Source organism: Floricoccus tropicus, assembly GCF_001832905.1.
Classification (GTDB): Bacteria; Bacillota; Bacilli; order Lactobacillales; family Streptococcaceae; genus Floricoccus; species Floricoccus tropicus.
The window spans coordinates 281,777-308,612 of sequence record NZ_MKIR01000024.1; the positions used below are offsets into that span (position 1 = coordinate 281,777).

Consider the following 26,836-nt stretch of genomic DNA (forward strand, 5'->3'; position numbering starts at 1 on the left):
TTTTATGAAAACGTTTACTTTTTACTATTAGTATACACTTTTATTGTGTTGTAATCAATGTTTTTTTAAAAAAACAAGAGCGTCATTAAATAACGTTCTTGCTTAAAAATATAGAAGATTGAGGTTCAATTTTTTCACCAGAAAAAAGGCTTAGAATCCCATCTGGTATTGGTTTTGAGAAGTGAATTGATTGGTCGTTTAAAATATCAATACTATTAGAAGCATTGATGATGTGAATTGATATTTTTTCGTTATTATAACGAATTATTCCAAGACTCTTATTTGTGTAAAAAGAAAGTAAAAGACCGTTAGAAAGTTCCTTATTTGCTTTACGAATTTTAATCCATTTTTTGAAGTCATCATGGACCTTATCGTTAATACTTTTCCATGGGAAAAAAGAACGATTATCCGGGTCTGGTCCACCACTAGTGAGTGCCTCGTCTCCGTAATATATACAAGGGACACCTGGGAGCGTCATCAACATTTGTAGTGCAAGATAAAGTTTATTAGTATCTTCTCCAAGTATTGTCAAAGCGCGTGCAGTATCATGAGTTCCAATATTGTTAAAATTATTCAAGAATATATCAATTGGATAGTTTTCTTGTAGACTAGTAAGTTGATAGTAAGCAGTTTGGGCAGAAATATCTTCATTTAAGAAATCCAAAATTAGACTACGAAATGGGTAATTCATAACTGAGTGCATTGAATTACCAAGTATGTATTTTCTTTTTTCTTCATAAGCAATCTTACGACTTGCATCTTCCCACACTTCACCAATTAAAACTTTATCATTGTAGTTATCCAAGGTTTTTCGGATTCCAGCAATAAAAGAATCTGGAAGTTCATCAGCGACATCAAGACGCCAACCATCAACACCAAATTTGGTCCATTTATTAACAACTGAATCTTCTGCTTGATAGATATAGTTTTGGAATACTGGATTATGTTTATCAATTTCAGGTAAGTCCATGATTCCCCACCAAGATTCATAATCATGAGGGTATTCTTTGAATTTAAACCAATCAATATGAGGGCTATTAGGATCACGATATGCCCCAGCATTTTCACCAAAACGACCATCATAGTTGAAGTAGGTAGAGTTTCTACCCACATGAGAAAAAACTCCGTCAAGAACAATCTGCATATTATTTTTATGAAGCTCTTTTATCAAATCAGCAAAGTCTTTCTCAGTTCCCAATAAGGGATCAATTTCCATGTAGTCCGCAGTGTCATAACGATGGACACTTGAAGCTCTGAAAATTGGATTTAGATAAAGGGCAGTGATTCCCAAATCTTTCAAGTAGGGAATTTTCTCCCTAATACCACGCAGTGTTCCACCATAGTAGGTCCAACGTGCGATATCGCCACTAGGCTCTTTTACATAAAAAGGACGGTCAGTCGTCTTGCCATAGAAGAGGACATTATCAATTGGGTTTTCAATTTTTTCATCATCTGATTTAGCAAAGGAGTCAGGGAATATTTGATAAAAAACAGCACTTCTATACCAATCAGGTCCCTTATCTTCGCCATCAAAAATTGTCAAAGTAAAAGGAGACGTTTCATTTTTATGTGGATAGCACTGTCCTTCGCCAGTGTGAGGTCTTTTTGCACCATAAAAGAAAAGGTAGGTACAGTCATTCTTATGTTCTCTTATTTGGAAAAAGTAACTATATATCCCAATTTTATCGAAATCGGAAAGCTCAATTGTATGTAAATATTTGGTCTTATTTGACGGGTTCATTGGAAAATATTTTTCAAAACCGTCTTCGCTTCGCAAAACGAAATCAACATCAACTGGGCTATCTGTTTCAACAATTATATTAAATTTATTCTTAGAATTTATTTTATTTGCCCCAAAAGGGACTTTGTATTCTTCATCCCACGGATTGAAGTAAAGGTTTGCCATTTAATTATCTCCGATAGTTTTTATGAAAATGAAAATACTTTTCATTACTTTTATTATATATCATTTGAAGTGAGTTTTCTATATATTTAGAAAATTGAAAGCGTATTTATGAGAAATATATTACATAATAATCGTATATCATATATATAATAGAAGAAGATGCAAAAAAAAGGTCAATCTGATGATTGACCTTTTGATGAAATTGTTTATTCTAAAGAGCTTGCCCAACTTCTAGACAGTCGTCTAGAGAATTGGCTAATGATAAAGTTAACTACAAAGTAGATTACTGCAATTGTACCGTATAGCATAAATACTTGTCCTGCTTGATAGTATTTACCCATTAAGATTTGAGAACTACCAAATAGCTCTTGTAATGCTATGGCAGAATATAGAAAACTTGTATCTTTAATTACTGTTACGAATTGAGAAATTATTGCCGGAAGCATTTTTCTAATCGCTTGAGGTAAAATGATAAAAGTTAAAATTTGAAATTCAGAGAACCCTTGTGATTTTCCAGCCTCTGTTTGTCCTTCGGGAACTCCGTTTAGACCACCACGAATAATTTCAGCTAAGGCAGCAGAAGTAAAGACAGTAAAACTTGTAACACCTGCTGGAACGGATTTCATCTTAAAGATTAAAAAGATAACGAAAATCCAGAGTAAGTTTGGTACGTTTCGAACTACTTCTATATAGATGCTAGCAATAAGTTTGAGAATTTTACTTCGACCATTTCTCATAACTGCTAAGATGGTACCGAAGAATGTACTAAAGATAATTGCTAGTAATGAAATCCAAAGAGTAAGTTTTAACCCTTCGAAAATAAATCTCATATTTGGTGCAGTGAATACTTGTTGTGCTTGTTCAATTAATGACATTTTTCCCCTTTCTATTGACTATTATCAAATACTGTAAGAGTTTTTATTCTTTTCTTCAATGTGGCGTCCATAAGAGGCGATTGGGAAACATAGAATAAAGTATAGGGCACCCGCTGCTACAAATGCTGGAATATAACTTAGATTTCCAGACGACCAGCTTTTGGCAGTGAAAATTAAATCTGCTCCACCAATAAGGGCAATTGTAGATGTATTTTTGATTAAGTTAACCACTTGGTTAGTAAGGGGTGGGATAATCATTCTCACTGCTTGAGGAAGGATGATTAACTGCATTGCTTCTGTGTAGGTGAAACCTTGTGACTCAGCAGCTTCAAGCTGTCCACGAGGAACTGCTTGGATACCACTACGAATAACTTCTGAAATATAAGCACCATGGTAAAGACCGACACAGAGTACAGCAGTCCAAAAGGCGCTGAGCATTAAATGTTGGTTTAAGATTGGGAAACCGTAGTAGACAACTACGAATTGAATTAGCAAGGGAATGTTTTGGTAAACCTCCACATATACAAGTGAGATACCTCTCAGTACTTTATTTTTACTTGAAGACATAGTTCCAAATATTACTCCAAGTGTTAAAGCTAATATTAATGCGCAAACAGCAATTCCAAGAGTGAAGAGGAATGCTTTACCAAAGATTCCAAAGTCACTAAAGAGTGCTTGCCAACGTTCAAGAGCATATGGGCTCATAGGAACTCCTTTCTAAATCATAGTCGCTTAAGAATAGACTAATACTTCGTTGCGATTTATACTAATAAGCATAAGCTTGCTTATTTAAGTATAATCGACATCGTAGCAACGTGCAGTGACTCATCTCGATGAACGCTAGTTCTATCATCGATTCGTCGCCATTAGAAACTAATTGCTTTAGCAATTTAAGTTTTATGGATATCGTAGCGTAGCGCAGTGCCTTGTCTTATTTCTATTTTAATCAACTATACATGTGAGTTATTTTTGTGATGCATCTTTCAAATTATATTTTTCGTATAATTTATTCATTGTTCCATCGTTTTTCCATTTTGCAATAAGTTGATTTATATAATCGTCAAGTTCGGTATTAGATTTTTTTGTTGCAACTCCATATTTCTGAGGTGCAAAACCAATATCAAGAATTTCAGTTTGATCATCTACATATCCAGATAAAATTGATTTATCTACAGCAAATGCATCTGTTCTTCCCGCAGTGAGTGAAAGTTTTAATGATGGGTAATCAGATAACTCTGTGTATTGAAATTTAATTCCGTTTTCATCAGCCAATTTTTCTAAATTTGTTTTTGTACTAGATGACTGGGCTACACCGATATTTTTTCCGTCAAGATCTTTAATACTCTTAAAATTATTTTTCTTTTTAACTAAGAAACCTGCTTCATCAGTGAAATATGGCTCTGTAAAGTTATATGTGAGCTTTCTTTCATCAGTTATTGTAAAAGTAGCAGCTACGATATCTATTTGGTTATTATCAAGTAAGGGACCACGAGTTTGAGCTGTTACTGGTGTGAATACAGCTTCTACACCAAGATCTTTTGCAACCATCTCTGCAAGTTCAATCTCCATACCAGAAAATTTTCCTGTGTCAGGATCTTTGAATCCAAAATTAGGTACGTCTTGCTTAACCCCAACTTGTAATTTCTTGCTTGATTTAATTTTATCTAAACCAGATTTTTCACTACCAGTCCCGTCGCTGTTTGTAGATGATTTACTTCCGCTACAGGCAGCAAGTGTAATAAGGGCAATTAGGCTAGTGAAAAAGATTAGTGATTTTTTTAAATTTTTCATTATCTCTCCTTCTATCTTTATGATTAATTTAAGTTTTTAGTCTTAAATTAATGAGAAATAATTTTTCCAAGGAATTGCTTAGCACGTTCATCAGTTGGATTATCAAAGAAACCAGCAACGTCGGTAGTATCTTGTAGGATTTCGCCATCAGCCATAAAGATGATACGGTCAGCTACATTACGGGCAAATCCCATTTCATGAGTAACTACAAGCATGTTCATTCCTTGCTTAGCGAGGTTCTGCATAACTTCAAGAACGTCACCGATTGTTTCGGGATCAAGTGCAGAAGTAGGTTCGTCAAATAAAAGTAGCTTAGGATGCATAGCAAGTCCGCGCGCAATTGCGACACGTTGTTTTTGACCACCTGAAAGCATTCCAGGATAGCTATCTTTTTTATCCCACATATTTACATATTGTAGGTATTCTTCAGCAGTTTTTTCAGCTTCAGCTTTAGATATTTTTAAAACCTTAGTAGGTGCTAATGTAACATTTTCTAGCACAGTTTTGTGGGGATATAAATTAAAGTGTTGGAAAACCATCCCAACGTGTTTTCTAAGTTCTGCCAAATCTTGGTTGCTTGCATTATCAACGTGACGACCGTCAACTATTAGTTCACCAGAGTTAATTTTTTCTAGGGCGTTTATAGTACGAATTAGTGTTGATTTACCACTACCAGAAGGGCCTAAGAGAACGACTACTTGTCCTTCTTCAATTTCAAGATTAATGTTTTTTAGCGCATGGAAATCTCCAAAATACTTTTCAACATTTTTAAATTCAATAAGTGCCATAAAAAGTCCTTTCTTCTTGTTAGATTTTCTGACATTGATTTATTCTAGCAAAATATTTTTTTTTAGTCAAAGCAAAATTATGATTTGAATAAATCTTCTGACAATTATAGAGTTGGTATATATCATTTGTGCCCATGCTTTGTAATATAGGATGAAAAATTGTATAATAAGTATAAATTATAAATATGATGAGGTCTTACATGAAAAAAATTCTTGTGGTTGATGACGAAAAACCAATTAGTGATATTGTAAAATTTAATTTAACCAAAGAAGGTTATGAAGTTGTAACAGCCTTTGATGGGGAAGAAGCACTTGAGCTTTTTGAATCAGAAAACCCTGATTTGATTTTGCTTGATTTAATGTTGCCAAAAATTGATGGTTTAGAAGTTGCGCGTGAAATTAGAAAAACTAGTGATATGCCAATAATAATGGTTAGTGCAAAAGATAGCGAGTTTGATAAAGTAATCGGTCTTGAATTAGGAGCGGATGATTACGTTACTAAGCCATTTTCAAATCGTGAATTACTTGCCCGTGTTAAGGCTAATTTGCGCCGTGTCAAAGCAGTTCAAACGGCAACTCCAGAAGATGATTCTAAACAAGAGATTATTGTTGGAGATTTGAAAATTGTTCCAGAAAAATATGTTGCTTATAAAAGAGATGAGCCGCTTGAATTAACGCATAGAGAATTTGAGTTGCTTCATTATTTGGCACAACATATTGGAGAAGTAATGACTCGTGAACACTTGCTTCAAACAGTATGGGGATACGACTATTTTGGCGATGTTCGTACCGTTGACGTAACTGTTAGACGTTTACGTGAAAAAATCGAAGATACTCCAAGTCGACCTGAATATGTTGCTACTCGTCGTGGCGTTGGGTACTATTTAAGTGAATCAAAGGATGTTTCAAAAAACGATAAGGAAAGTTAATATAAGTGAAGAAGATGAAGTTTTACAATTCTATTGTATTTAAGGCAACTGCATTAGTCTTACTTCTGTTTACAATCTTTATCATTTTCAATTATGACTTGTTATCACAAAACTTGATACTTTATAGAAGTTTTTTGGTGTTTGCTCTTATTTGTTTAGTAATCACAATATTTACTACGCAAAGAGTTTCGGGCACAATCTTTAAAATTTCAAAACAGGTTGAAGATTATACTAATAATAATTATTCTGAAAGAAAAAATATTGTTGGAAATAACGAAACCACATTACTATATGATAATGTTATTAAACTTGGTGAAGAGATTGAAAAGACTCAAGATACTCTTGAAAGCCAACATAATCGATTAAACGGAATTTTGACTTATATGACTGACGGAGTTATTGCAACTGACCGTCGTGGTAAAGTCGTAATGGCAAATGCAGCAGCACTTAGTATGCTGGATGAAACAGAAAAAAATATACTTTCAAGGCGTATTGTAGATGTCCTTGGATTGGCACAAAAATATAGCTTTAGAGATCTTTTAACACAGTCACCAGAGATAATTGTAGATCGTGAAAATGAAATGGGTGAATACGTAAGTATTCAGCTCCACTTTGCTCTATTTAGAAGGGACAGTGGATTCATTTCAGGGCTTGTCGTAGTTCTTCATGACGTAACAGAGCAGGAAACAGCTGAAAGAGAGCGTCGTCTCTTTGTGGCAAACGTTTCTCATGAGCTTAGGACACCACTAACAAGTGTGAAAAGTTATCTTGAAGCTTTGGATGAAGGTGCTTGGAAAGATCCAGATATTGCACCTAACTTTATAAGTGTGTCGTTAGAAGAAACAAATAGAATGATTCGAATGATAAGTGATTTATTAACCTTATCAAGAATGGATAGGGAAGATATGATTGCTGACAAAGAAGTAGTTAACTTCGTAGCTTTCCTTCACTTCCAATTGAATCGATTTGACCAAATGTCTGCGACTACTGGTCTTGATAAAACGATAAAAATTATTAGGAAAATTCCTTTCAATCCAATTTGGATTGAAATTGATACGGACAAGATGGGTCAAGTTATTGATAATATCATGAATAATGCTATCAAATATTCTCCAGAAGGTGGAAATATTACAGTATCATTAGAGGAAACAAGTAATCAGCTTTTACTTAAAATATCTGATGAAGGCATGGGGATTCCTAAAAAGGACCTACCAAAAGTATTTGATCGTTTCTACCGTGTGGATAAAGCGAGAAATAGGGAACAAGGTGGTACAGGTCTTGGTCTTGCCATTGTACGTGATGTTATTAAGTTACATGATGGTTATATTTGGGCTTCGAGTGATGGTGAAAGTGGTACTACAATCACAATCATCTTACCTTACAACCCAACTCTAACTCAAGAAGTTGAAGAAGAAGACGACTGGGAATAATATTCCCAGTTTTTAAAGCGAGGAAATAAATTGGAAGAATCAGCATTTAAGTATAGTGTTTTAGCATCAGGTAGTAGTGGAAATGTTTTTTATCTTGAAAGTCCACAGAAAAAGATTCTAGTTGATGCAGGACTATCAGGTAAAAAAATTGAAAATTTACTTTCACAAGTAGACAGAAATATTGCTGATATTGATGCCTTACTTATTACTCACGAACATAAGGACCACGTGGCAGGACTTGGAGTTTTAGCAAGAAAGTATAAATTTGATTTATATGCAAACCAAGAAACATGGGATGCTATCGGAGAGTCGTGTGGGAAGATTGCTCCGGAACAAAAAAATGTTTTTGAGATGGGGAAAACATTAACTTTTGGTGACTTAGATATTGAAAGTTTCGGTGTTAGCCACGATGCGGCAGCTCCACAATTTTATAAATTCATGAAGGATGGAAAAAGCTTTGTTATGCTTACTGATACAGGATATGTGAGTGATAGAATGATTGGGACCATTGAAAATGCTGATGCGTATCTAATGGAGAGTAACCATGATATTGAGATCCTGCGTATGGGAGGCTATCCATGGAGAATAAAGCAGCGTATCCTTAGTGATCACGGACATTTATCTAATGAAGATGGGGCGAAAGCAGCAATTGATGTTATAGGTAATAAGACTAAAAAAATATTTTTAGGTCACCGTAGTCAACAAAATAATATCAAAGAATTAGCACACATGACCATGGTCAACACACTTATGCAAAATGACATTGACGCTCGCAATGAAGTGAAGGTATTTGATACTTCACATATTGAAGCGAGTCCATTATTTGATATTTAATACATACTTACGATTGAGGAATTCAATCGTTTTTTTTGCTATAATACTAACAAGGAGAAAAAAATGAATAAAATTAATGAATTAAATAATGAATTAACTGAACGCTTCTCAGTAAACTTTTCTGATTTAAAATTACTTGAGCAGGCATTTACTCATTCGAGTTATGCAAATGAACAACGTCTCCCAAAAGCTTCAAACAACGAAAGGTTGGAGTTTCTTGGAGATGCGGTTTTGGAATTAACGATTTCTGAATTCCTATTTAAGAAATATCCAGACCGTCCTGAAGGGGAACTGTCAAAAATGCGTTCAAATATTGTTAGAACTGAGAGTCTAGCTAATTTTGCGCGAGTTTGTAATTTTGATAAATACATTTTACTTGGCCACGGTGAAGAAAAAAGCGGTGGAAGAAGTCGTGATACAAATTTAGAAAATCTATTTGAATCATTTTTAGGTGCACTTCTACTTGATAAAGACTTCCATGCTGCAGAAGCTTTTATATACAAGGTGATTATCCCAACTGTCCAAAGTGGTGAGTTTGAAAAAGTTGTCGATTTTAAAACAAGTCTACAAGAAGCGCTTCAAATTAATGGAGATGTAAATATTAGTTATGAAGTTGTTAACGAGAGTGGACCAGCACATCAGAGAATTTTTGATGTAGAGGTTTATCTTGATGAAGAAAAAATTGGTCGTGGTTCAGGGAAATCAAAGAAAGCTGCTGAACAGGCTGCAGCAAAAAATGCTCTTGATAGTAATGATAATCTTGTTGTAGAAACAAGTATTTTACAACAGGGAGAAAATTAATGTTTCTGAAAAAAATAGAAATGATTGGTTTCAAATCATTTGCTGACCGAACAAAGATCCAATTTGACCAAGGAATAACTGCAATTGTTGGTCCAAATGGTTCTGGAAAGTCAAATGTAACTGAAAGCTTGCGCTGGGCACTTGGTGAACAATCTGCTAAAAGTTTACGTGGTGCAAAAATGCCGGATATTATTTTTGCTGGTACCCAAAATCGTAAGGCGCTTAACTTTGCAGAAGTAATTGTTACATTTGATAATGAAGATAAGTATCTAAATTCGGAAAAAGAAGTCTCTATAACTAGAAGACTATATCGTAATGGTGATAGTGAGTTTCTAATAAACGGGAAAAAAGTTCGTTTAAAAGATGTTCATGATCTCTTTACTGATACAGGTCTTGGGCGTGATTCATTCTCTATAATTTCTCAAGGGAAAATAGAATCAATCTTCAACAGTAAGCCCGAAGAACGCCGAGCTATCTTTGAAGAAGCAGCAGGTGTACTAAAATATAAAGGGCGCAAGAAAGAGACAGAGAGCAAGTTAAATAGCACACAAGAAAATATAGATCGTTTAGACGACATTTTATATGAATTGAATACACAACTCGCGCCTTTAAAAGCCCAACGAGACACTGCTCTTAAATATCAAGGTTTAGAAGAAGAAAGAGTTAAGCTAGAACTTTCAGTGGTTGTAGCTCAAATTATAAAGGAAAAAGTTTCCTATGATGAGCGTGAAGAATCATTAGAAAAGATAAAAAAAGAGTTATCTGAGATTGCAGAGAAGCAAAAGAAATTTGAGTTAACGAATTCTTCAATTAAAGATAAGAGACAGAAACTTGAGTTTCAAAAAGAAGAACTTCAAACTGAAGTTGTTAGTCTTACGAGACTAAAATCTGATTACCAAGGGAAAATAGAACTTTTTGATAGTCAAAAGAATGCTTCAGATAAATCTAAGGCTGAAGTTGAAGAACGCCTCAAAACTGCAGAAATAGATAAAATAGACTATCAAGAAAAACTTAAAGAAGTTCAAATTTCTATTGAGGAAAATGAGTTACAGAAGTCTATCCTTGAAAAGGAACTTATTGCTTTAGAAATTGAACAAGGAAAATATTCTGACAGTCCAGAAGTAATTATGGAACAGTTGAGAACAGATTATGTTGACCTAGTAAATAAGGAAGCAGAAATCACTAACCAGATTACAAGGAATAAGGCTGAGATTGATAATATTCTGCGAACTACAAGAGAACAAAATGAAAATTCTCAACAGTTGGAAGAAAAATTTGCAGAAAATCAAAGGCTTCTTGAGCAAAGTAAGATGGAAGTTGAAAAGAGCAAACTTGATGTTGAGGGCTTGCTAGATGAATATAAGAAGATAGCTTCCGCTCAGTCCTTAGCTGGTCAAGAGTTTCAAAAAGCACAAAATGCAATGTTTGATCAGCTTGATATTTTGAAGAATCAAAGAGCTAAGCTAACTAGTTTGGAGAACATTCAAGCAAATCACAGTAATTACTATCAAGGTGTAAAAGCGGTCTTGCAAAACGCAGATAATATTGGAGGAATCGTTGGTCCAGTTGCGGACCTTATTAGTTTTGATTCTCAATATGCTACTGCCATGGAGATAGCACTTGGAGCTGGTGCTCAAAATGTTATTGTTGAGGATGAAAACTCAGCTCGTAAGGCTATTGACTATCTTAAGAAAAGTCGTCAAGGACGTGCAACATTCTTACCACTTACAAGTATTCGTGAGCGTGAACTTTCACAAAACAATATTAATAAGCTTCAAGGTATGAATGGGTTTATTGATGTAGCTTTGAACCTAGTCGAGTTTGAAACAAGAATATTTAAGGCCCTTTCAAGTCTATTAGGTACAACTGCAATTGTGGATACCACTGAAAATGCCAGTCAGATTGCAAAAGCGTTAAACTATTCAGTTCGTATCGTAACACTTGATGGAACCCTTCTTATGCCAGGTGGTTCTTATTCGGGTGGTGCAGGCAAACGAAATTCAACGACTTTTACAGTTGCAGAAATAGATAATCTTAAAAAAACCCTTCCACAGCTGGAAGAAACTTTAAGGACTGCTGAATTAAAAGTTCAAGAATTACAAAATAAACGTGATTCACTAACGACAGAGCTTGAAAATATTCGCCAAGCAGGAGAAATGGCTAGGCTTGCTAGTCAAGAGAAACAAATTAAGCTTGAACAGTTGCAAAAAGAGGAAGAAGATTTTAAAATTCAACTTTCTTTCATCTCAACAAGCAAGGATTCTCTGGAACTTGAAAGTTTAACTAATAAAAATAAAGAATTAGAACAAGAATTATCAGGTATCGCTATAAAAAAAGTTAAGATAGATGGTGACTTAAGTCAAATTCGCGAAAACCAAGCAGACCTTAAATTAATTCAAGATAAGTTGCAAAATGATATTCAAGAAACTCGCCTTAAACTTTCAGAAGTGAGTAGTGAACTTAGATTCTCAGCAACAGAATTAAGTCGTTTAGAAAGAGAACTTGAAGATACACTGGCAGAGATTAAAGGATTAACTCTAAGTCTAACTGAGCCAAGTGATTTGAGTCTTGAAGAAAGAGACAACTTATCAAGTAAACTTGTAGAAGTTGAAGAACGACTTGAATCTTGCAATCGTAAGATTATTCAAATCAAATTTGAATCAGAGGATTTACAAGCTCAACTTGATGATTTAGAAGATGCAAATGCCGAAAATATTAATTTACGACAAATTGTCGGTGATAAGAGAACAAGGCTTGAAATGGAGCTTGAACAATCTAAGAATTATCTTTTAAGCAGACAAAGTCTCTTGACTGATAATTACCACATGAGTTTTGAAGAGGCAAAAGATAAGTCAACTGACATTGAAGATCTTAAACAATCTGAAATGAAATTGCGTGACTTGGAAAAAGCTATTCGATCTTTGGGTGTAGTCAACTTAGATGCTATAAGTCAGTATGAGGAAGTAAGCACGCGCTATGACTTCCTTAATACACAAAAAGAAGACTTGCTTCAGTCTAAGGAAATGCTCCTTACAACAATTTCTGATATGGACGAAGAAGTTAAGGTGCGCTTCAAAACAACTTTTGAAGCCATTCGTGAAAGCTTTAAGACTACTTTTACGCAGATGTTTGGTGGCGGGAATGCTGATTTAGAGCTTACAAGTGATGACTTACTTGAAGCTGGTGTTGAGATAGCTGTTCAGCCACCTGGTAAAAAACTAGCTAGCTTAAATCTGATGAGTGGTGGAGAAAAAGCTCTGACAGCATTGGCTCTACTATTTGCTATATTACGTGTCAGAACAGTACCATTCGTTGTACTCGATGAAGTAGAGGCGGCACTTGATGAAGCCAATGTTAAACGTTTCGGTGACTATATGTCACGATTTGATGGAGCTAGCCAGTTTATCGTTGTAACCCATAGAAAAGGTACAATGGCCGCAGCCGATGTAATGTATGGAGTTACCATGCAAGAGTCAGGGATTTCAAAAATAGTTTCAGTAAAACTTAAAGATATAGATGAGAAAATACTTGAGGAGGAAAAATGATAAAATTATTAGCCTTAGACCTAGATGGAACCCTTTTAAATAGTCAAAAAAAAGTTTCGGAGGGAAATAAAAAAGCCCTTGAAAGAGCTAAAGAAAAAGGAGTTAAAATTGTAATAACAACAGGTCGTCCTCTGATGTCAATTGAGCATCTTCTGTCAGAATTAAATCTAGTAGATTCAGATGAATACAGTATCACTTTCAATGGTGGTTTAGTTCAAAAGAATACTGGTGAAATTTTGACTAAGGATTCACTTTCGGTAGACGAGCTTAAAGAAATTCATGATGTTACATCAAGTCTTAACTTACCATTGTCAATTGTAAGTGATGATACAGTCTATCAGGTTGATGGATATACGGATTATCAAAAAATAAATCCAATTCTAAAATACGTTGAGCTTCCAATTGATCAACTCCCTAAAGACAGGATTTATAATAAGGCAATTTGTTGTAAAGAAGTAGATTTCTTAGATGAGAAAATTAAGGAATTACCTGCTAATTTACTTGAAAAATTTGAAGCATTCAAATCAAGAGATATCATTCTTGAATTTATGCCTAAAGGTGTTGTAAAATCTACTGGTCTAAATAAATTGATAGATATTTTAGGAATTGACCAGTCAGAAGTAATGGCTATAGGTGATGAAGAAAATGATTTGTCAATGATTGATTGGGCAGGCTATGGTATGGCAATGGCAAATGCAGTCCCTGTGGTCAAGGAAAGAGCAAACCATGTTATTCCTTTAACAAATGATGAAGATGGAATTGCATGGGCAATTGAAAATTATATCTTGAAATAAGGTTCTTTTCCCTTAGGGGAAAGATAAGACTATATAAGAAATAAAAATAGATTTCGGAGAAAAGTGATATGGGATTATTTGATAGATTATTTGGTAAGAAAAAGAAAGAAGAAAGTCAGGAAGAGCTTCAAGCACAACTTCAAGCTGAAGAAATTGCAAAGGAAATTAGTGAGACAGAAAAATCTGGAGAAGCAGTTCAAGTAATTGAAAATGTGGAAGAACCTAGAGATGCTGAACCTGAGATAAAGGTTCAGCAATCTGAGGGAGACATTCCTACAGTTAGAGTAGAAGATATTGTTGAAAAAAGTGATATCGAGGAAGAAGCGACACCACAAGAAACTGAAAAGTTGGATGTTTCTCAACCTGTAGAAGAAGTTGTTGAAGAAGAACCTGTAACTGAAGAACCTGTTGTTGCTGAAGAAGTAGTACCGCTAAAAAACGAAAAAGAAGTTGAAGAAAAGTACGAAAAATCACTCAAGAAAACAAGTCGTTCGTTTGGAGATCGTCTGAATGCTTTGATGGCCAACTTTCGTGGTGTTGATGAAGAATTCTTTGAAGATGTTGAAGAAGCACTTATTCTTAGCGATGTAGGTTATGAATTATCTCTTGAAATTGCAGAAGAATTGCGTGAAGAGGTACGACTCAAGAATCCAAGAAAACGTCAAGATGTAAAGAATGTAATTATTGAAAAATTAGCTGATACTCTTGATGACAATGGACTAAACCATACTCTTAATTTACAAGATGATGGACTTTCAGTATTTATCTTTGTTGGGGTAAATGGTGTTGGTAAAACAACAACAATTGGTAAACTAGCAAATCGTTACCGTCTAGAAGGTAAAAAAGTACTTCTTGCTGCGGCAGATACTTTTAGAGCAGGAGCCACAGATCAATTAGTTGAATGGGGACGCCGTAGCCAAGTTCCAGTAGTAGTTGGTCGAGAAGGCGGAGATCCTGCAAGTGTTGTTTTTGATGCTGTTAAAAAAGCAAAGGATGAGGATTACGATGTTCTTTTAATTGATACTGCAGGAAGACTTCAAAATAAAGACCACTTGATGAAGGAACTTGAAAAAATTATTCGTATCATCAAACGTGAACTACCTGATGCACCGCATGAGACTTTATTAGCAGTAGATGCTACAACAGGTCAGAATGCAACTCAACAAGCTAAACAATTTTCAGAAGTTGCTCCTTTAACTGGTATTATTTTAACTAAGTTAGACGGAAGTGCTAAAGGTGGTATTGTATTTGCCATTGAAAACACTTTGAAGATCCCAGTTAAACTTGTTGGTCTTGGAGAAGGATTGGATGATTTAGAAGACTTTTCACCAGAAAATTTTGTTGTTGGAGTATTTTCTTCATTAATATAAAAACTTATAATATTACAAACAATCCTAAGCTCTTAAGCTAGTTCAGGATTGTTTTTTTAATCCATGTTATTTAATTAAATTATTATAATAAATATTTTATATTCATGATTATAAAGGCTATAATGAACCTATATCTTACATATACGGGAGGAAAAATAATGTACAGATCAAATGGAAATTATGAAGCTTTCGCAAGACCTAAAAAACCTGAAAATGTTGATAATAAATCAGCATATCTTATTGGTTCAGGTCTAGCTTCACTTGCAGCCGCGGCATTTATGGTACGTGATGGGCAAATGAAGGGAGAAAACATCCATATTCTAGAAGAACTTCCGCTTGCAGGGGGAAGTTTAGATGGTATATATAATCCAGATAGAGGTTTCATCATCCGTGGTGGTCGTGAAATGGAAAATCACTTCGAATGTCTCTGGGATTTATTCCGTTCAGTTCCATCATTAGAAGTTGAAGATGCATCTGTTCTTGATGAATTTTATTGGCTAAACAAGGAAGACCCTAATTATTCAAAATGTCGTGTAATTGAAAATCGTGGTCAAAGAATACCTACTGATGGTAAGTTTACTCTTAGTGATAAATCTGCTGAGGAGATGGCAAAACTATTTTTTACAAAAGAAGAAGATTTAAATGATAAGAGGATTACTGATGTATTTTCAGAAGAATTTTTTGAATCAAATTTCTGGATTTATTGGAGCACAATGTTTGCCTTTGAAGAATGGCATTCAGCAATGGAAATGCGTCGTTACATTATGCGTTTTATTCATCACATTGATGGGCTCCCAGATTTATCTGCGCTTAAATTTACTAAATATAATCAATACGAATCACTAGTTTTACCTCTTGTATCATACTTGAAATCACATAATGTTCACTTCCAATATGATACTGCTGTTAAAAATATCTTAGTTGAGCATATTAATGATGAAGTTATCGCTTCAACACTGGTAGTTCAACAAGAAGGTAAAGAAAAAAATATTGATTTAACTTCTGACGATTTAGTATTTGTCACAAATGGTAGTATTACAGAAAGTACGACTTATGGCGACAATGATACACCTGCTCCCGTAACTCATGATTCAGGAGCTAGCTGGTCGTTATGGGAACATTTAGCTGCTCAAGATAGTAAATTTGGTAAACCAGCTAAATTCTTTAAAAACATACCTGACGAAAGCTGGCATGTTTCAGCTACTGCAACAACTTTAGATGATAAGGTTGCTCCATATATCGAAAAAATCAGTAAACGTGATCCTTATGCCGGTAAAGTAGTTACAGGAGGAATAGTTACTGCTAAAGATTCAGGATGGATGCTTAGTTATACTTTAAATCGTCAACCACATTTTAAGAAACAACCTCATGATCAACTTGTAGTTTGGATTTATGGATTGCTTTCAGATGAACCAGGGGACTTCATCAAGAAGAAAATCACTGAATGTTCAGGAAATGAGATTGCGCAAGAATGGCTGTATCATATGGGTGTTCCCGTTGAAGAAATTCCTAATCTTGCTAAAAATTCAATTAATACAGTACCTGTATATATGCCTTACATAACTTCTTACTTTATGCCACGTGCAGAAGGGGATCGTCCACAAGTTGTTCCTGAAGGTTCTAAAAACTTAGCCTTTATTGGAAATTTTGCTGAAACTGAAAGAGATACGGTATTTACAACTGAATACTCTGTACGTACTGCTATGGAAGCTGTTTATACACTTTTAAATGTTGACCGTGGTGTACCAGAAGTCTTTGCGTCTGCATTTGATATTCGCACATTGTTGAAATCAACATATCGCTTGATGGATGGTCAAAAACTAGAAGATATTAAAGTACCTTTCCCAGCTAAAATATTTGAAAAACAATTGTGGAAAAAGGTTGAAGGAACTTATTTAGAAGAGCTACTGAGAGACAGTGGTTTAGTGTAAGATTAAAGAGCATATATTGCTCTTTTTTTAAAAAATGGTTCTCAGGTCTTATAGATAGGCAAAAGATATTTCTGTATAATTAATAATGAATCAATTTTAAAAACTTAGCTTTTATTAGGTTAGACAATTTATTTGACCTTAACTGACCAATATTGTAAAATTAAATAGTAGCCTTAAATCGATAAGGTAATCAAAGTTAACTTTTTAGAATAAACAAGTATTTTAAAGGAGATAAAATGAATTTAGTTCCAACAGTCATTGAACAATCAAGCCGCGGAGAACGCGCATATGACATCTATTCTCGTCTTTTAAAAGACCGCATTATTATGCTTACTGGAGAAGTCGAAGATAATATGGCAAACACAGTAATTGCCCAATTACTTTTCTTAGATGCTCAAGATAGTACTAAAGATATCTATCTTTATGTAAACACACCTGGTGGATCTGTAAGTGCAGGTCTTGCAATCGTTGATACAATGAACTTCATCAAGTCTGATGTCCAAACAATTGTTATGGGTATGGCAGCAAGTATGGGTACAATCATTGCTTCAAGTGGTACTAAGGGCAAACGTTTCATGTTGCCACATGCTGAATATATGATTCACCAACCGATGGGTGGTACTGGTGGTGGTACTCAACAAACTGATATGGCTATCGCTGCTGAGCATTTGCTTAAAACACGTAATACTTTAGAAAAGATTCTTGCTGAAAATTCTGGTCAAACTCTCAAGAAGATTAATAAGGATGCTGAACGTGATAACTGGATGAGTGCTCAAGAAACTCTTGAATATGGCTTCATTGATGAAATCATGGAAAACAATAAATTGAAATAAAACTTAGATCTTATTTGATCCCCAAGACCAAATGAGATGGAAAAGGTGTGATTCCCTGGGGAATTGCACCTTTTTGCACTTTTTAGGACCAAAAATTTAAAAATAAAATATAGTTTAGAAAGCTTCATTCAAGGAGATTTCCAACTCTAAACTGTCAATAGGCCTGAATTTCTGAAGAAGAAAATGCAGATAAATTAATGAAATCTTAAAATAGATACCTACTGAAAAGGAGAGATAGATATGAAGAAATGGTATAGTGAAAACTTAGATAAAGTCGTTAGTCAACTGGACACAAATGTAGAAGTAGGACTAACAGAAAATCAAGTAAAAGACAGACAAGAAAAATATGGTAAAAATGTTTTCGAAGTAGAGCAGAAGACAAGTTTATTAAAAAGAATTTTACATCAATTAAGTGATGTATCCACAATTGTTTTGCTAGTGGCGACAGCCTTATCATTTTTACTAGCAATTAAGGAAAATGAAGGATTTATTGAGCCGATAGTTATTCTAGCAGTCGTTGTGTTAAATGTTGTTCTTGCAATTACGCAAGAAGGAAAGGCAGAGAAAGCATTAGATGCCTTAGCTGATATGAATGCACCAAGTTGTTTGGTCTTGCGAGACGGTATGCGCATAAGTATTGAAGCAACCGAATTGGTTCCAGGAGATATTATTATTTTAGAAACTGGTAGTGTTGTTCCAAGTGATGCTAGACTTCTAGAAGCAACAAGTCTTTCCTGTGATGAAGCTGCTTTGACAGGCGAAAGCGAGCCCGTTGAAAAAGATGCAAGTTTAATTATTGATGGCACGGTAGCCGTTGGTGATCAAAAAAATATGGTGTTTTCAAGCACAGTAGTGACAGCAGGTCATGGTAAGGCGGTTGTTACTGATACTGGAATGAATACTCAGATGGGACAAATTGCCGGTCATTTAAATAATAGTGAGAATTTAAAAACTCCCCTTCAATTAAGATTAGATTCTTTAGGTAGAGTTATATCATGGATTGCTATCGGTTCAGCTTTCTTCTTGTTAGCTATAGGTCTGCGTGGCGGTTCTAGTTTTGATGAAATGATTATGGTTGCTATTTCCCTTGCTGTTGCTGCAGTTCCTGAAACACTTTCGTTGATTGTAACTCTGTCATTAACAAACGGAGTTCAAAAAATGGTTAGTAAGAATGCACTAATTCGTAAACTACCGGCAGTTGAGACACTAGGAAATACATCTGTTATTTGTTCAGATAAAACAGGTACTCTTACTCAAAATAAAATGACAATTCAAGAACTTTGGTTTAATAAGAATCAATCTGTTCTCACAAAGTCAGAATTTAATGCTGAGGAAGAACAAATGTTAAAACAACTAGCTTTAGCTAGTAATGCAAGTATTGAAACAAAAGAAGATGGTCAAATACAGTATATTGGCGATGCCACAGAACTTGCAATTATCAGTTTATTGAATGACAAGGGATTTGATAAAAAAGACCTTGAAAGCCAATATGAAAAAGTAGCTGAAATTCCTTTTTCGTCCCAAAGAAAAAGAATGACTGTGGTATTTAACGAAGATGATGGCTATCTAGTAATTACCAAGGGAGCACTTGACCGTATACCTATTGCGCGTGATGAAAAACAATGGGAAAAGATTTCCGAAGTTCATGACTCATATGCAGATAAGGCGCTTCGTGTCATTGCACTTGCAGTGAAAAAGGTTAAAGAGATTCCAGAGATGGATAATCTTGAAGCATTGGAAACTAATATGGAGTTTGTTGGTTTAATTGGTCTAATTGATCCACCACGCCCAGAAGTTAAAGAAGCGATTGCTAAGGCAAAAAAAGCTGGAATCACAACGGTAATGATTACGGGAGACCACGCAGCCACAGCAGCAGCTATTGCAAAAGAGATTGGTATTTTAACTGAAGGCAAGAAAGTTTTAACAGGTTCAGCCTTAGCAGAAATGTCAGATGTCGAGTTAAATGATACTGTTAGAAATTACGCAGTATATGCAAGGGTTTCACCAGAGGATAAAATTCGGATTGTTGAGGCTTGGCAGGCTCAAGGCGAGGTTGTAGCTATGACAGGTGATGGAGTAAATGATGCTCCGGCTCTGAAAGCTGCTGATGTTGGTATAGCCATGGGGCAAACTGGTACGGAGGTAGCAAAAAATGCCTCAGATATGATTTTAACTGATGATAATTTCTCAACAATTGTTGAAGCAGTTGAGGTTGGACGTAATGTATACGAGAATATAAAAAAGACAATCCTCTTCCTTCTAGTATGTAACTTAAGTGAGATATTTATTATGCTCTTTGCTCAAATTGCAGGTTGGGGAATCGTTTTAACACCAGTAATGCTTCTACTTATTAACTTGTTAGGTGACGGTATTCCAGGTCTGCAACTTGCTAATGAGCAATCTGATGAAGATATAATGGCTAAGAAACCTATTAAACGTGATGCAAGTATCTTTACACCAAGTATGCTCAATATGATCCTAAGACAGACTTTAGTATGTGCGATTGTATCATTGATTGCCTTTTATATTGGAGATAGGATGACTGTCGGAGGTTTTGGTCCAGATTTAGTTTTAGGTGAAACTATGGCATTCTTGACTGTCGGATGGACATCGATTTTACATATCTTTAATGTGCGCAGTAAAGGTTCCATAAAAAATACATCTATTTCAGCTAATAAACCTTTAGTTTATAGTGCTTTTACGATGATAGTAGTATTTGCACTATTAGTTTTAACACCTATTAGAGAAATATTTGGAATGACTAGTATTGCACCAATTCATTGGTTAATAATTGCGGTCCTTTCAATTATTCCAACTATAATTTGTGAGTTTGCGAAAATTTATGATAACAATCCAAATGCTATTCACAGAAAGACTTATAATTACATTAAGAAAATTAAAAATAACTAAAAAAGTAGTCCGAAATGGACTACTTTTAATTATTTTAATCTTACAAACTTATGGAACTGAATAATTTATTTTGCAATTTTTTATAGCAAAGTACTTGCAATGGAGCAAATTTATGATAAAATAGGCTAGTATGTTATCTATGATTAACGAAAAAATAAATAGGAGATATAAAGATGGCTAAAGTATGTTACTTTACAGGTCGTAAGACTGTATCAGGAAACAACCGTTCACACGCTATGAATAAAACTAAACGTCAAGTAAAACCTAACTTACAAAAAGTTACAGTTCTTATTGATGGAAAACCTAAAAAAGTTTGGGCTTCAGCTCGTGCACTTAAATCAGGTAAAGTTGAACGTATCTAATTATTATTGATTAATCAATAGAATAAAAAGTCCGTCGTGTTTAGTCACGGCTTTTTTATTTTTCGAAATTATGGTACACTTATTACGATTAAATTCTAAGGAGCAGAAAAAAATGGCTGTTACTATTAATACAAAAAACGGTTATGTTGAAATTGATAATGATGTAATTTCAACGGTCGTAGGTGCAAGTACAACTGAGATTTTCGGTGTAGTTGGTATGACAAGCCAACGAGCTGTTAAAGATAGCTTCAAAGTCATTTTACGTCAAGAAAATTACTCAAAAGGTGTAGTCGTTTCGAATGATGAAACTGGAGTTATTGTTGATGTATATGTTGTTGTAAGCTATGGAGTTAAGATAAATGAAGTTGCAAAAAACATTCAAGAACGAGTTAAATTTAATTTAGAAAATCAACTAGGTATAGTTGCAAGTACAGTAAATGTTTTTGTGCAGGATGTGAAGGTGGTATCTGAGTAAAATGTCAAATATAAATGCAAGCTTATTTCAAGAAATGATTCAAGCGGCCAGTAGTCGCTTAAATAGTCAAGCAGAATATGTAAATTCTCTAAATGTTTTCCCAGTTCCTGATGGAGACACTGGTACAAATATGGGAATGACAATTACAAATGGTGCCAAAGAAGTTGCTGACAGACCTGCTTCAACAGTAGGTGATGTAGCTCAAATCCTTTCAAAAGGTTTACTAATGGGTGCCCGTGGTAATAGCGGAGTTATTTTAAGTCAATTATTCCGTGGATTTGGACAAAAAGTTGTTGGTCTTGATGAATTAGATGGTCATGATTTAGCTGCTGCCCTTCAAAATGGTGTTGAGGTTGCCTATAAAGCTGTTATGAAACCAGTTGAAGGAACAATCTTAACAGTTGCCCGTGGTGCTGCAACTTATGCACTTAAAAAAGCAAATGAAACCGATGATGCAATTGAAGTATTACGTGCAACTCTTGAGGGTGCAAAAATTGCTCTTGCAAAGACACCAGATATGCTTCCAGTTCTTAAAGAAGTTGGTGTTGTTGATTCAGGTGGCCAAGGACTTACTTATATTTATGAAGGCTTTTTAGCTGCCGCAACTGGTGAATACATTGAAAGTGAAGACTTTACTGCAACTCCAGCTGTTATGGATGAAATGGTAAATGCTGAGCATCATAAGGCAGTGGCGGGTCATGTAGCAACAGAAGATATCAAATATGGATATTGTACTGAAATCATGGTTGCATTAGGCAAAGGACCAACTGCTAAGAAGGAATTTGACTATGATGAATTCCGTTCATACTTAAATGAAATTGGTGATTCATTACTAGTAGTAAACGATGATGAAATTGTTAAAGTTCATGTTCATACTGAAGATCCAGGACTTGTAATGCAAGAAGGTCTACAATATGGTAGCTTAGTAAAAGTAAAAGTTGATAATATGCGTAATCAACATGATGCTGTTCTTGAAAAAGAAGCAAGTGCTGAGGAAGCTAAAAAACAACCAGCGAAAGAATTCGGTGTAATTGCTATTGCTGCAGGTGATGGTCTAGCTACTATCTTTAAAGATTTAGGTGTTGACTATGTTATATCTGGTGGTCAAACAATGAACCCATCAACTGAAGATATTGTTAAGGCAATTGAAGAAGTTAATGCTAAAAATTTCATCATTTTACCAAATAATAAAAATATTTTCATGGCAGCTGAGACAGCGGCAGATGTGGTTGAAGTACCAACAGTAGTTATTGAAACTAAGACAGTGCCTCAAGGATTTACATCAATGTTGAGTTTTGATCCAAGTAAATCATTAGAAGAAAACAAAGAACGTATGACTTCTGCGCTTACTGATGTGGTTAGTGGGCAAGTTACTCATGCTGTTCGTGATACAACTATTGATGGACTTGAAATTCATGAAGGTGATATTCTTGGAATGGTTGATAACAAAATCGTTGCTTCAACTCCAAGTATGTACGATTCAATCATGGCATCATTTGATAAAATGATTGATATTGAAAGCGAAATTGTTTCAATTTATGTCGGAGAAGATGGTGATAAGGACTTTATTGAAGGACTTGCAGAAGACCTTGAAGAGGGAAATCCAGAAATTGAGGTTGAACTTCATGAAGGTGGTCAACCAGTATACCCATACATCTTTAGCGTTGAATAAAATTAAAATTTCAAAGAGACTTTTGGTCTCTTTTTTTATACAATTTTTCAATTGTGTTATACTTAAATTATGAAACTTACAGACTCGATTCAATACTTGAAGGGTGTTGGCCCCAAGTCATTGGAAAAATATCAAAAATTAGGAATATATACAATTGAAGATTTAATCTGCTATTTTCCTTTCAGATATGACGACTTTGCTAGTCGCTCAATCTTTGAATTGATGGATGGAGAAAGGGCTACTATCGTTGGAGAAGTTGTCACGCCAGCGAATGTTCAATTTTACGGTTTTAAAAAGAATCGTCTATCTTTCAAAATTAAACAGGAAGAAGCAGTTATTTCTGTCTCATTTTTTAACCAACCCTATCTAGCTGATAAGGTGGAAGTAGGTAAAACTATTGCCATATATGGTAAGTGGGATGCCAAAAAGACTGCCATTATGGGGATGAAAATTTTGCCTCAAGTAGACAATGGATTTCAACCTGTATATCATGTTATGCAGGGAGTTAAGCAAAATAACTTAGTCGCTCTAATTAAAACTGCAATTGATGCTGGAGCAATTGAGTTATTGGAAGAAAGTCTTCCACCTTACCTACTTGAAAAATATAGACTTATTGGTAGACGTGAAGCGGTACTTGGGATGCATTTTCCACTTGATGAAGAAGCTCATAAGCAGGCTATGAGGCGATTGAAATTTGAAGAGTTATTCTATTTTCAATTGAAATTACAAGCTCTCAGATTTAAAGAAAAAAAATTAACGGTGGGTATCCGTATTTCGTATGATGAAAAGCTCGTTGAGGCAAAGATAAATCAACTACCTTTTGAGCTAACAAATGCTCAAAATATGGCACTGACTGAAATTTTAACAGATATGAGTTCAGTTAGTCACATGAATCGTCTTTTGCAGGGAGATGTAGGATCCGGTAAAACAGCAGTTGCTTCAGTTGCAATGTATGCAGCTTATACTGGTGGATATCAGTCAGCTATGATGGTTCCAACTGAAATTTTAGCTAATCAACACCTTGAAAGCTTGCAAACTCTTTTCCCAGAATTAAATGTTGGACTTTTGACTAGTGGGATGAAGCCAGCTCTTAAACGCCAGACTTTGGAAGAGCTTGAGAATGGAACTATTGATATGATTGTGGGTACTCATGCCCTTATTCAAGATAGTGTAAGCTACAATAATCTTGGTTTAGTTATTACCGACGAACAGCACCGTTTTGGGGTTAATCAGAGGAAAGTTTTAAGGGAGAAGGGGATGAACCCCGATGTTTTGATGATGACGGCAACTCCCATACCACGAACCCTTGCTATTACCACCTTTGGTGATATGGATGTGTCAATCATTGATGAACTTCCAGCGGGCCGTATTCCAATAACGACTAGGTGGGTTAAGCATGAGCAACTTGAACAAGTCCTTCCCTGGATTAAAGAGGAACTTGATAAGAAGGCGCAAGTCTATTTCATCTCTCCTTTGATTGAAGAGAGTGAAGCACTTGATTTGAAAAATGCTCAGGATCTTTATCAAGAGTTAACAGATTATTTTGGTCAGGATATAAATGTTGCACTTTTACATGGGCGTATGAAGCCCGATGAAAAAGATTCAATAATGGATGATTTTAAGAATAAAAACTACGATGTTCTGGTATCAACGACAGTTATTGAGGTTGGTGTTAATGTTCCCAACGCTACAATAATGGTCATCATGGATGCAGACCGCTTTGGGCTTAGCCAGCTCCATCAATTACGTGGTCGTGTTGGTCGTGGCAGCAAGAAATCTTATGCAATACTCGTTGCCAATCCTAAAACTGACCAGGGTAAGCAGCGTATGAAAATTATGACTGAAACCAATAATGGTTTTGTTTTGGCGGAGGAAGACTTAAAGATGAGAGGATCTGGAGAAATTTTTGGTACTCGTCAATCCGGTCTTCCAGAATTTGCTGTAGCCGATTTGGTAAATGACTATAACATTGTAGAAGTAGCACGCAAAGAAGCACAAAAAGTTTTTGAAGATAAAAATTGGGATACAAATCCTGACTATCAAGTTTTGCGAAATAATTTGTCAGAAATTGATGTATTTGATTAGTTATAAATATAAAGGATGGTTTTGGTTTTGAAACGAGAATGGAGTGAATTTTTAAAATATGACTAAAGGAAAAAAAAGAGACAGCCGTTTTGAATTGTTAAGAATTATTACAATGCTTATGATTATAGTGCATCATTTAATTGTACACGGTGTTTTTAAATCAGGTATGATAAAGGATGGACTACCAGGAACGCACCCATTTGCTTTATATAAGTTAATTGCAATGGGAGGGAAACCCGCAGTAATTCTATTTATATTAATATCTGGATACTTTCAAATAAATGTAGAGCTTAATATAAAGAATATTGTAAAATTATGGCTGCAAGTACTTTTCTATTCAGTGGGAATTGCTTATATATTAATTTTTTTTAACTTAATTCCTAATAATACGCCTCTTATGCAGTATTGGTTTCCAGTTTCAACAGTAAGATATGGATTTTTTACCGATTATTTTAAATTGATTTTATTGTCTCCTTTTATTAAAATCATGATAAAGTCTCTCAAAGAAAAACAATTATTATATTTAATTATAATTGGTATAGTCATGGGATATATAGTTCCTACAGCATTTTTCCAAGAAAATCAAAGAGAGTTTACCAGCTACTTCTTTAGATTTGTCATAATTTTTATAATTGGTGCCTATCTTAAAATATATGGGCATGAAAGATTCATTAAAAATAAAAAAATAATTATTTTATTTTTATTATCGCTTCCAGTTTTATTTTTGAATTTTACACAGATTATAAGTGAGTTTCAAAAATTAAATGTCAAAAATTCTAGTGCTTTTTTAAATTTTGGCTATATAAACTTGATAATTGCTCTACTAATCTTTATACTATTTTGCAGCTTGCCAAGTTTCTCTAATAATTTAATAAATTTTGTATCAAAACAAGTGTTTGGAGTCTATTTATTTCATGATCATATTTTGATGAGAAAAGTTCTCTGGTTTAACTTATTTGATGTAAGAAAGTTTATTGGACACGGTTCTTTAAATTTTATTGTTCAATCTGCCAAAGCAGTGCTGCTGATTTTTATTATAGGAAGTGTAATTGATTATGTTAGGGAAAAGATTTTTGTCGTTATATATAAAACGGAAATTGTAATAACTAATCTTACTAGAAAAACAACAAAAGATTAAATAGGTCTTTAGACCGATGAGTTAATTTAAGAAAAAATATATTATATATACATAGACAGGTGATGCACCTTCTATAACCAAACCAACGAGTGTGAAGCTCGTAAACTTTTTTCATAAATCGTTGATTCTATTGGTGTAATTTCAAAAACCACAGAGCAAATTTGCTATCAAGTTAGCAACTAGTTTTTACTCAAATTATAAGTAGGATTAACAAAACTCCTTAAATAAAAAAACTCCTAGAAAAACCGAGCCTCCACTCGGTTTTTCGCTGTTTATTAGTGTTCTTTCAGATAATACATTTTATTTGACCTATGTCAGTTTTCAGATAACGCGATGTCGATTCTACTAATGCAAGTAAAACTTGCAA

General features: G+C 34.6%; 20 protein-coding genes. 15 read left to right on the top strand and 5 right to left on the bottom strand.

Annotation, left to right across the window (positions count from 1 at the left end; all coding sequences use genetic code 11):
• Positions 1-85 precede the first annotated feature (85 nt).
• The 5 genes from BG261_RS09345 to BG261_RS09365 all read right to left on the bottom strand — a co-directional run bounded on the left by BG261_RS09345 (position 86) and on the right by BG261_RS09365 (position 5,360).
• Positions 86-1,906, bottom strand: coding sequence for a glycoside hydrolase family 13 protein (locus tag BG261_RS09345; protein ID WP_070793052.1), 1,821 nt, complete (start codon positions 1,904-1,906; stop codon positions 86-88).
• Between the two features lie 206 nt (positions 1,907-2,112).
• A complete protein-coding gene (locus BG261_RS09350) occupies positions 2,113-2,781 on the bottom strand; it encodes an amino acid ABC transporter permease (RefSeq protein ID WP_099098654.1) in 669 nt (222 codons plus the stop codon).
• Positions 2,782-2,805: 24 nt separating this feature from the next.
• A complete protein-coding gene (locus BG261_RS09355; RefSeq protein ID WP_070793053.1) occupies positions 2,806-3,486 on the bottom strand; it encodes an amino acid ABC transporter permease in 681 nt (226 codons plus the stop codon).
• A gap of 258 nt (positions 3,487-3,744) precedes the next feature.
• On the bottom strand, positions 3,745-4,572 hold the full coding sequence (locus BG261_RS09360) for a transporter substrate-binding domain-containing protein (protein WP_070793054.1): 828 nt from the start codon (positions 4,570-4,572) through the stop codon (positions 3,745-3,747).
• A 47-nt stretch (positions 4,573-4,619) separates the two neighbouring features.
• Positions 4,620-5,360 (bottom strand): amino acid ABC transporter ATP-binding protein, encoded by a 741-nt coding sequence (locus tag BG261_RS09365; protein ID WP_070793055.1) that lies wholly within the window; start codon positions 5,358-5,360, stop codon positions 4,620-4,622.
• 200 nt (positions 5,361-5,560) lie between these two features.
• Here BG261_RS09365 and yycF point away from each other — a divergent pair, with 200 nt between their 5' ends.
• From yycF to BG261_RS09440, 15 genes are all read left to right on the top strand, one after another.
• The gene (gene yycF / locus BG261_RS09370; RefSeq protein WP_070793056.1) at positions 5,561-6,289 is read left to right on the top strand and encodes a response regulator YycF; all 729 of its coding nucleotides are present in this window, start codon (positions 5,561-5,563) and stop codon (positions 6,287-6,289) included.
• 14 nt (positions 6,290-6,303) lie between these two features.
• Positions 6,304-7,719 (top strand): ATP-binding protein, encoded by a 1,416-nt coding sequence (locus tag BG261_RS09375; RefSeq protein WP_070787646.1) that lies wholly within the window; start codon positions 6,304-6,306, stop codon positions 7,717-7,719.
• A 30-nt stretch (positions 7,720-7,749) separates the two neighbouring features.
• Positions 7,750-8,553 (top strand): MBL fold metallo-hydrolase, encoded by an 804-nt coding sequence (locus BG261_RS09380; protein ID WP_070793057.1) that lies wholly within the window; start codon positions 7,750-7,752, stop codon positions 8,551-8,553.
• 72 nt (positions 8,554-8,625) lie between these two features.
• A complete protein-coding gene (gene rnc / locus BG261_RS09385) occupies positions 8,626-9,354 on the top strand; it encodes a ribonuclease III (RefSeq protein ID WP_070793138.1) in 729 nt (242 codons plus the stop codon).
• Positions 9,354-12,899: a chromosome segregation protein SMC gene (gene smc / locus BG261_RS09390; protein WP_070793058.1), complete on the top strand. Its 3,546-nt coding sequence runs from the start codon at positions 9,354-9,356 to the stop codon at positions 12,897-12,899. Before rnc ends, smc begins: the two co-directional genes overlap by 1 nt.
• Positions 12,896-13,693, top strand: a complete 798-nt coding sequence (locus BG261_RS09395) for a Cof-type HAD-IIB family hydrolase (protein ID WP_070793059.1) — start codon at positions 12,896-12,898, stop codon at positions 13,691-13,693. The genes smc and BG261_RS09395 overlap by 4 nt, the downstream gene beginning before the upstream one ends.
• A 68-nt stretch (positions 13,694-13,761) precedes the next feature.
• Positions 13,762-15,063 (top strand): signal recognition particle-docking protein FtsY, encoded by a 1,302-nt coding sequence (ftsY, locus tag BG261_RS09400; protein WP_070793060.1) that lies wholly within the window; start codon positions 13,762-13,764, stop codon positions 15,061-15,063.
• Between the two features lie 158 nt (positions 15,064-15,221).
• Positions 15,222-16,994, top strand: a complete 1,773-nt coding sequence (locus tag BG261_RS09405) for an oleate hydratase (RefSeq protein ID WP_070793061.1) — start codon at positions 15,222-15,224, stop codon at positions 16,992-16,994.
• Positions 16,995-17,230: 236 nt separating this feature from the next.
• The gene (locus tag BG261_RS09410) at positions 17,231-17,827 is read left to right on the top strand and encodes an ATP-dependent Clp protease proteolytic subunit (protein WP_070787651.1); all 597 of its coding nucleotides are present in this window, start codon (positions 17,231-17,233) and stop codon (positions 17,825-17,827) included.
• Between the two features lie 240 nt (positions 17,828-18,067).
• Complete coding sequence (locus tag BG261_RS09415) at positions 18,068-20,737, top strand: cation-translocating P-type ATPase (RefSeq protein ID WP_070793062.1); 2,670 nt, start codon at positions 18,068-18,070, stop codon at positions 20,735-20,737.
• A 173-nt stretch (positions 20,738-20,910) separates the two neighbouring features.
• Complete coding sequence (gene rpmB / locus BG261_RS09420; RefSeq protein ID WP_070787653.1) at positions 20,911-21,099, top strand: 50S ribosomal protein L28; 189 nt, start codon at positions 20,911-20,913, stop codon at positions 21,097-21,099.
• Between the two features lie 112 nt (positions 21,100-21,211).
• Positions 21,212-21,574 carry an Asp23/Gls24 family envelope stress response protein gene (locus BG261_RS09425; protein WP_070787654.1) on the top strand — a complete coding sequence of 121 codons (363 nt, stop codon included), beginning with the start codon at positions 21,212-21,214 and terminating at the stop codon, positions 21,572-21,574.
• 1 nt (position 21,575) lies between these two features.
• Positions 21,576-23,246 carry a DAK2 domain-containing protein gene (locus tag BG261_RS09430; RefSeq protein ID WP_070793063.1) on the top strand — a complete coding sequence of 557 codons (1,671 nt, stop codon included), beginning with the start codon at positions 21,576-21,578 and terminating at the stop codon, positions 23,244-23,246.
• 69 nt (positions 23,247-23,315) lie between these two features.
• Positions 23,316-25,331, top strand: coding sequence for an ATP-dependent DNA helicase RecG (gene recG, locus BG261_RS09435; RefSeq protein ID WP_070793064.1), 2,016 nt, complete (start codon positions 23,316-23,318; stop codon positions 25,329-25,331).
• A gap of 58 nt (positions 25,332-25,389) precedes the next feature.
• On the top strand, positions 25,390-26,469 hold the full coding sequence (locus BG261_RS09440) for an acyltransferase family protein (protein ID WP_070793065.1): 1,080 nt from the start codon (positions 25,390-25,392) through the stop codon (positions 26,467-26,469).
• Positions 26,470-26,836: the final 367 nt, after the last annotated feature.

What these genes read in the sequence shown, in the direction of transcription:
- BG261_RS09355 (WP_070793053.1), bottom strand. Translation starts at nt 3,486, where the DNA reads ATGAGCCCATATGCTCTTGAACGTTGGCAAGCACTCTTTAGTGACTTT.
- BG261_RS09410 (WP_070787651.1), top strand. Translation starts at nt 17,231, where the DNA reads ATGAATTTAGTTCCAACAGTCATTGAACAATCAAGCCGCGGAGAACGC.
- BG261_RS09360 (WP_070793054.1), bottom strand. Translation starts at nt 4,572, where the DNA reads ATGAAAAATTTAAAAAAATCACTAATCTTTTTCACTAGCCTAATTGCC.
- rpmB (WP_070787653.1), top strand. Translation starts at nt 20,911, where the DNA reads ATGGCTAAAGTATGTTACTTTACAGGTCGTAAGACTGTATCAGGAAAC.
- BG261_RS09430 (WP_070793063.1), top strand. Translation starts at nt 21,576, where the DNA reads ATGTCAAATATAAATGCAAGCTTATTTCAAGAAATGATTCAAGCGGCC.
- BG261_RS09440 (WP_070793065.1), top strand. Translation starts at nt 25,390, where the DNA reads ATGACTAAAGGAAAAAAAAGAGACAGCCGTTTTGAATTGTTAAGAATT.
- BG261_RS09375 (WP_070787646.1), top strand. Translation starts at nt 6,304, where the DNA reads ATGAAGTTTTACAATTCTATTGTATTTAAGGCAACTGCATTAGTCTTA.
- BG261_RS09345 (WP_070793052.1), bottom strand. Translation starts at nt 1,906, where the DNA reads ATGGCAAACCTTTACTTCAATCCGTGGGATGAAGAATACAAAGTCCCT.
- BG261_RS09425 (WP_070787654.1), top strand. Translation starts at nt 21,212, where the DNA reads ATGGCTGTTACTATTAATACAAAAAACGGTTATGTTGAAATTGATAAT.
- BG261_RS09350 (WP_099098654.1), bottom strand. Translation starts at nt 2,781, where the DNA reads ATGTCATTAATTGAACAAGCACAACAAGTATTCACTGCACCAAATATG.
- recG (WP_070793064.1), top strand. Translation starts at nt 23,316, where the DNA reads ATGAAACTTACAGACTCGATTCAATACTTGAAGGGTGTTGGCCCCAAG.
- BG261_RS09405 (WP_070793061.1), top strand. Translation starts at nt 15,222, where the DNA reads ATGTACAGATCAAATGGAAATTATGAAGCTTTCGCAAGACCTAAAAAA.
- BG261_RS09415 (WP_070793062.1), top strand. Translation starts at nt 18,068, where the DNA reads ATGAAGAAATGGTATAGTGAAAACTTAGATAAAGTCGTTAGTCAACTG.
- BG261_RS09395 (WP_070793059.1), top strand. Translation starts at nt 12,896, where the DNA reads ATGATAAAATTATTAGCCTTAGACCTAGATGGAACCCTTTTAAATAGT.
- yycF (WP_070793056.1), top strand. Translation starts at nt 5,561, where the DNA reads ATGAAAAAAATTCTTGTGGTTGATGACGAAAAACCAATTAGTGATATT.
- ftsY (WP_070793060.1), top strand. Translation starts at nt 13,762, where the DNA reads ATGGGATTATTTGATAGATTATTTGGTAAGAAAAAGAAAGAAGAAAGT.
- BG261_RS09365 (WP_070793055.1), bottom strand. Translation starts at nt 5,360, where the DNA reads ATGGCACTTATTGAATTTAAAAATGTTGAAAAGTATTTTGGAGATTTC.
- smc (WP_070793058.1), top strand. Translation starts at nt 9,354, where the DNA reads ATGTTTCTGAAAAAAATAGAAATGATTGGTTTCAAATCATTTGCTGAC.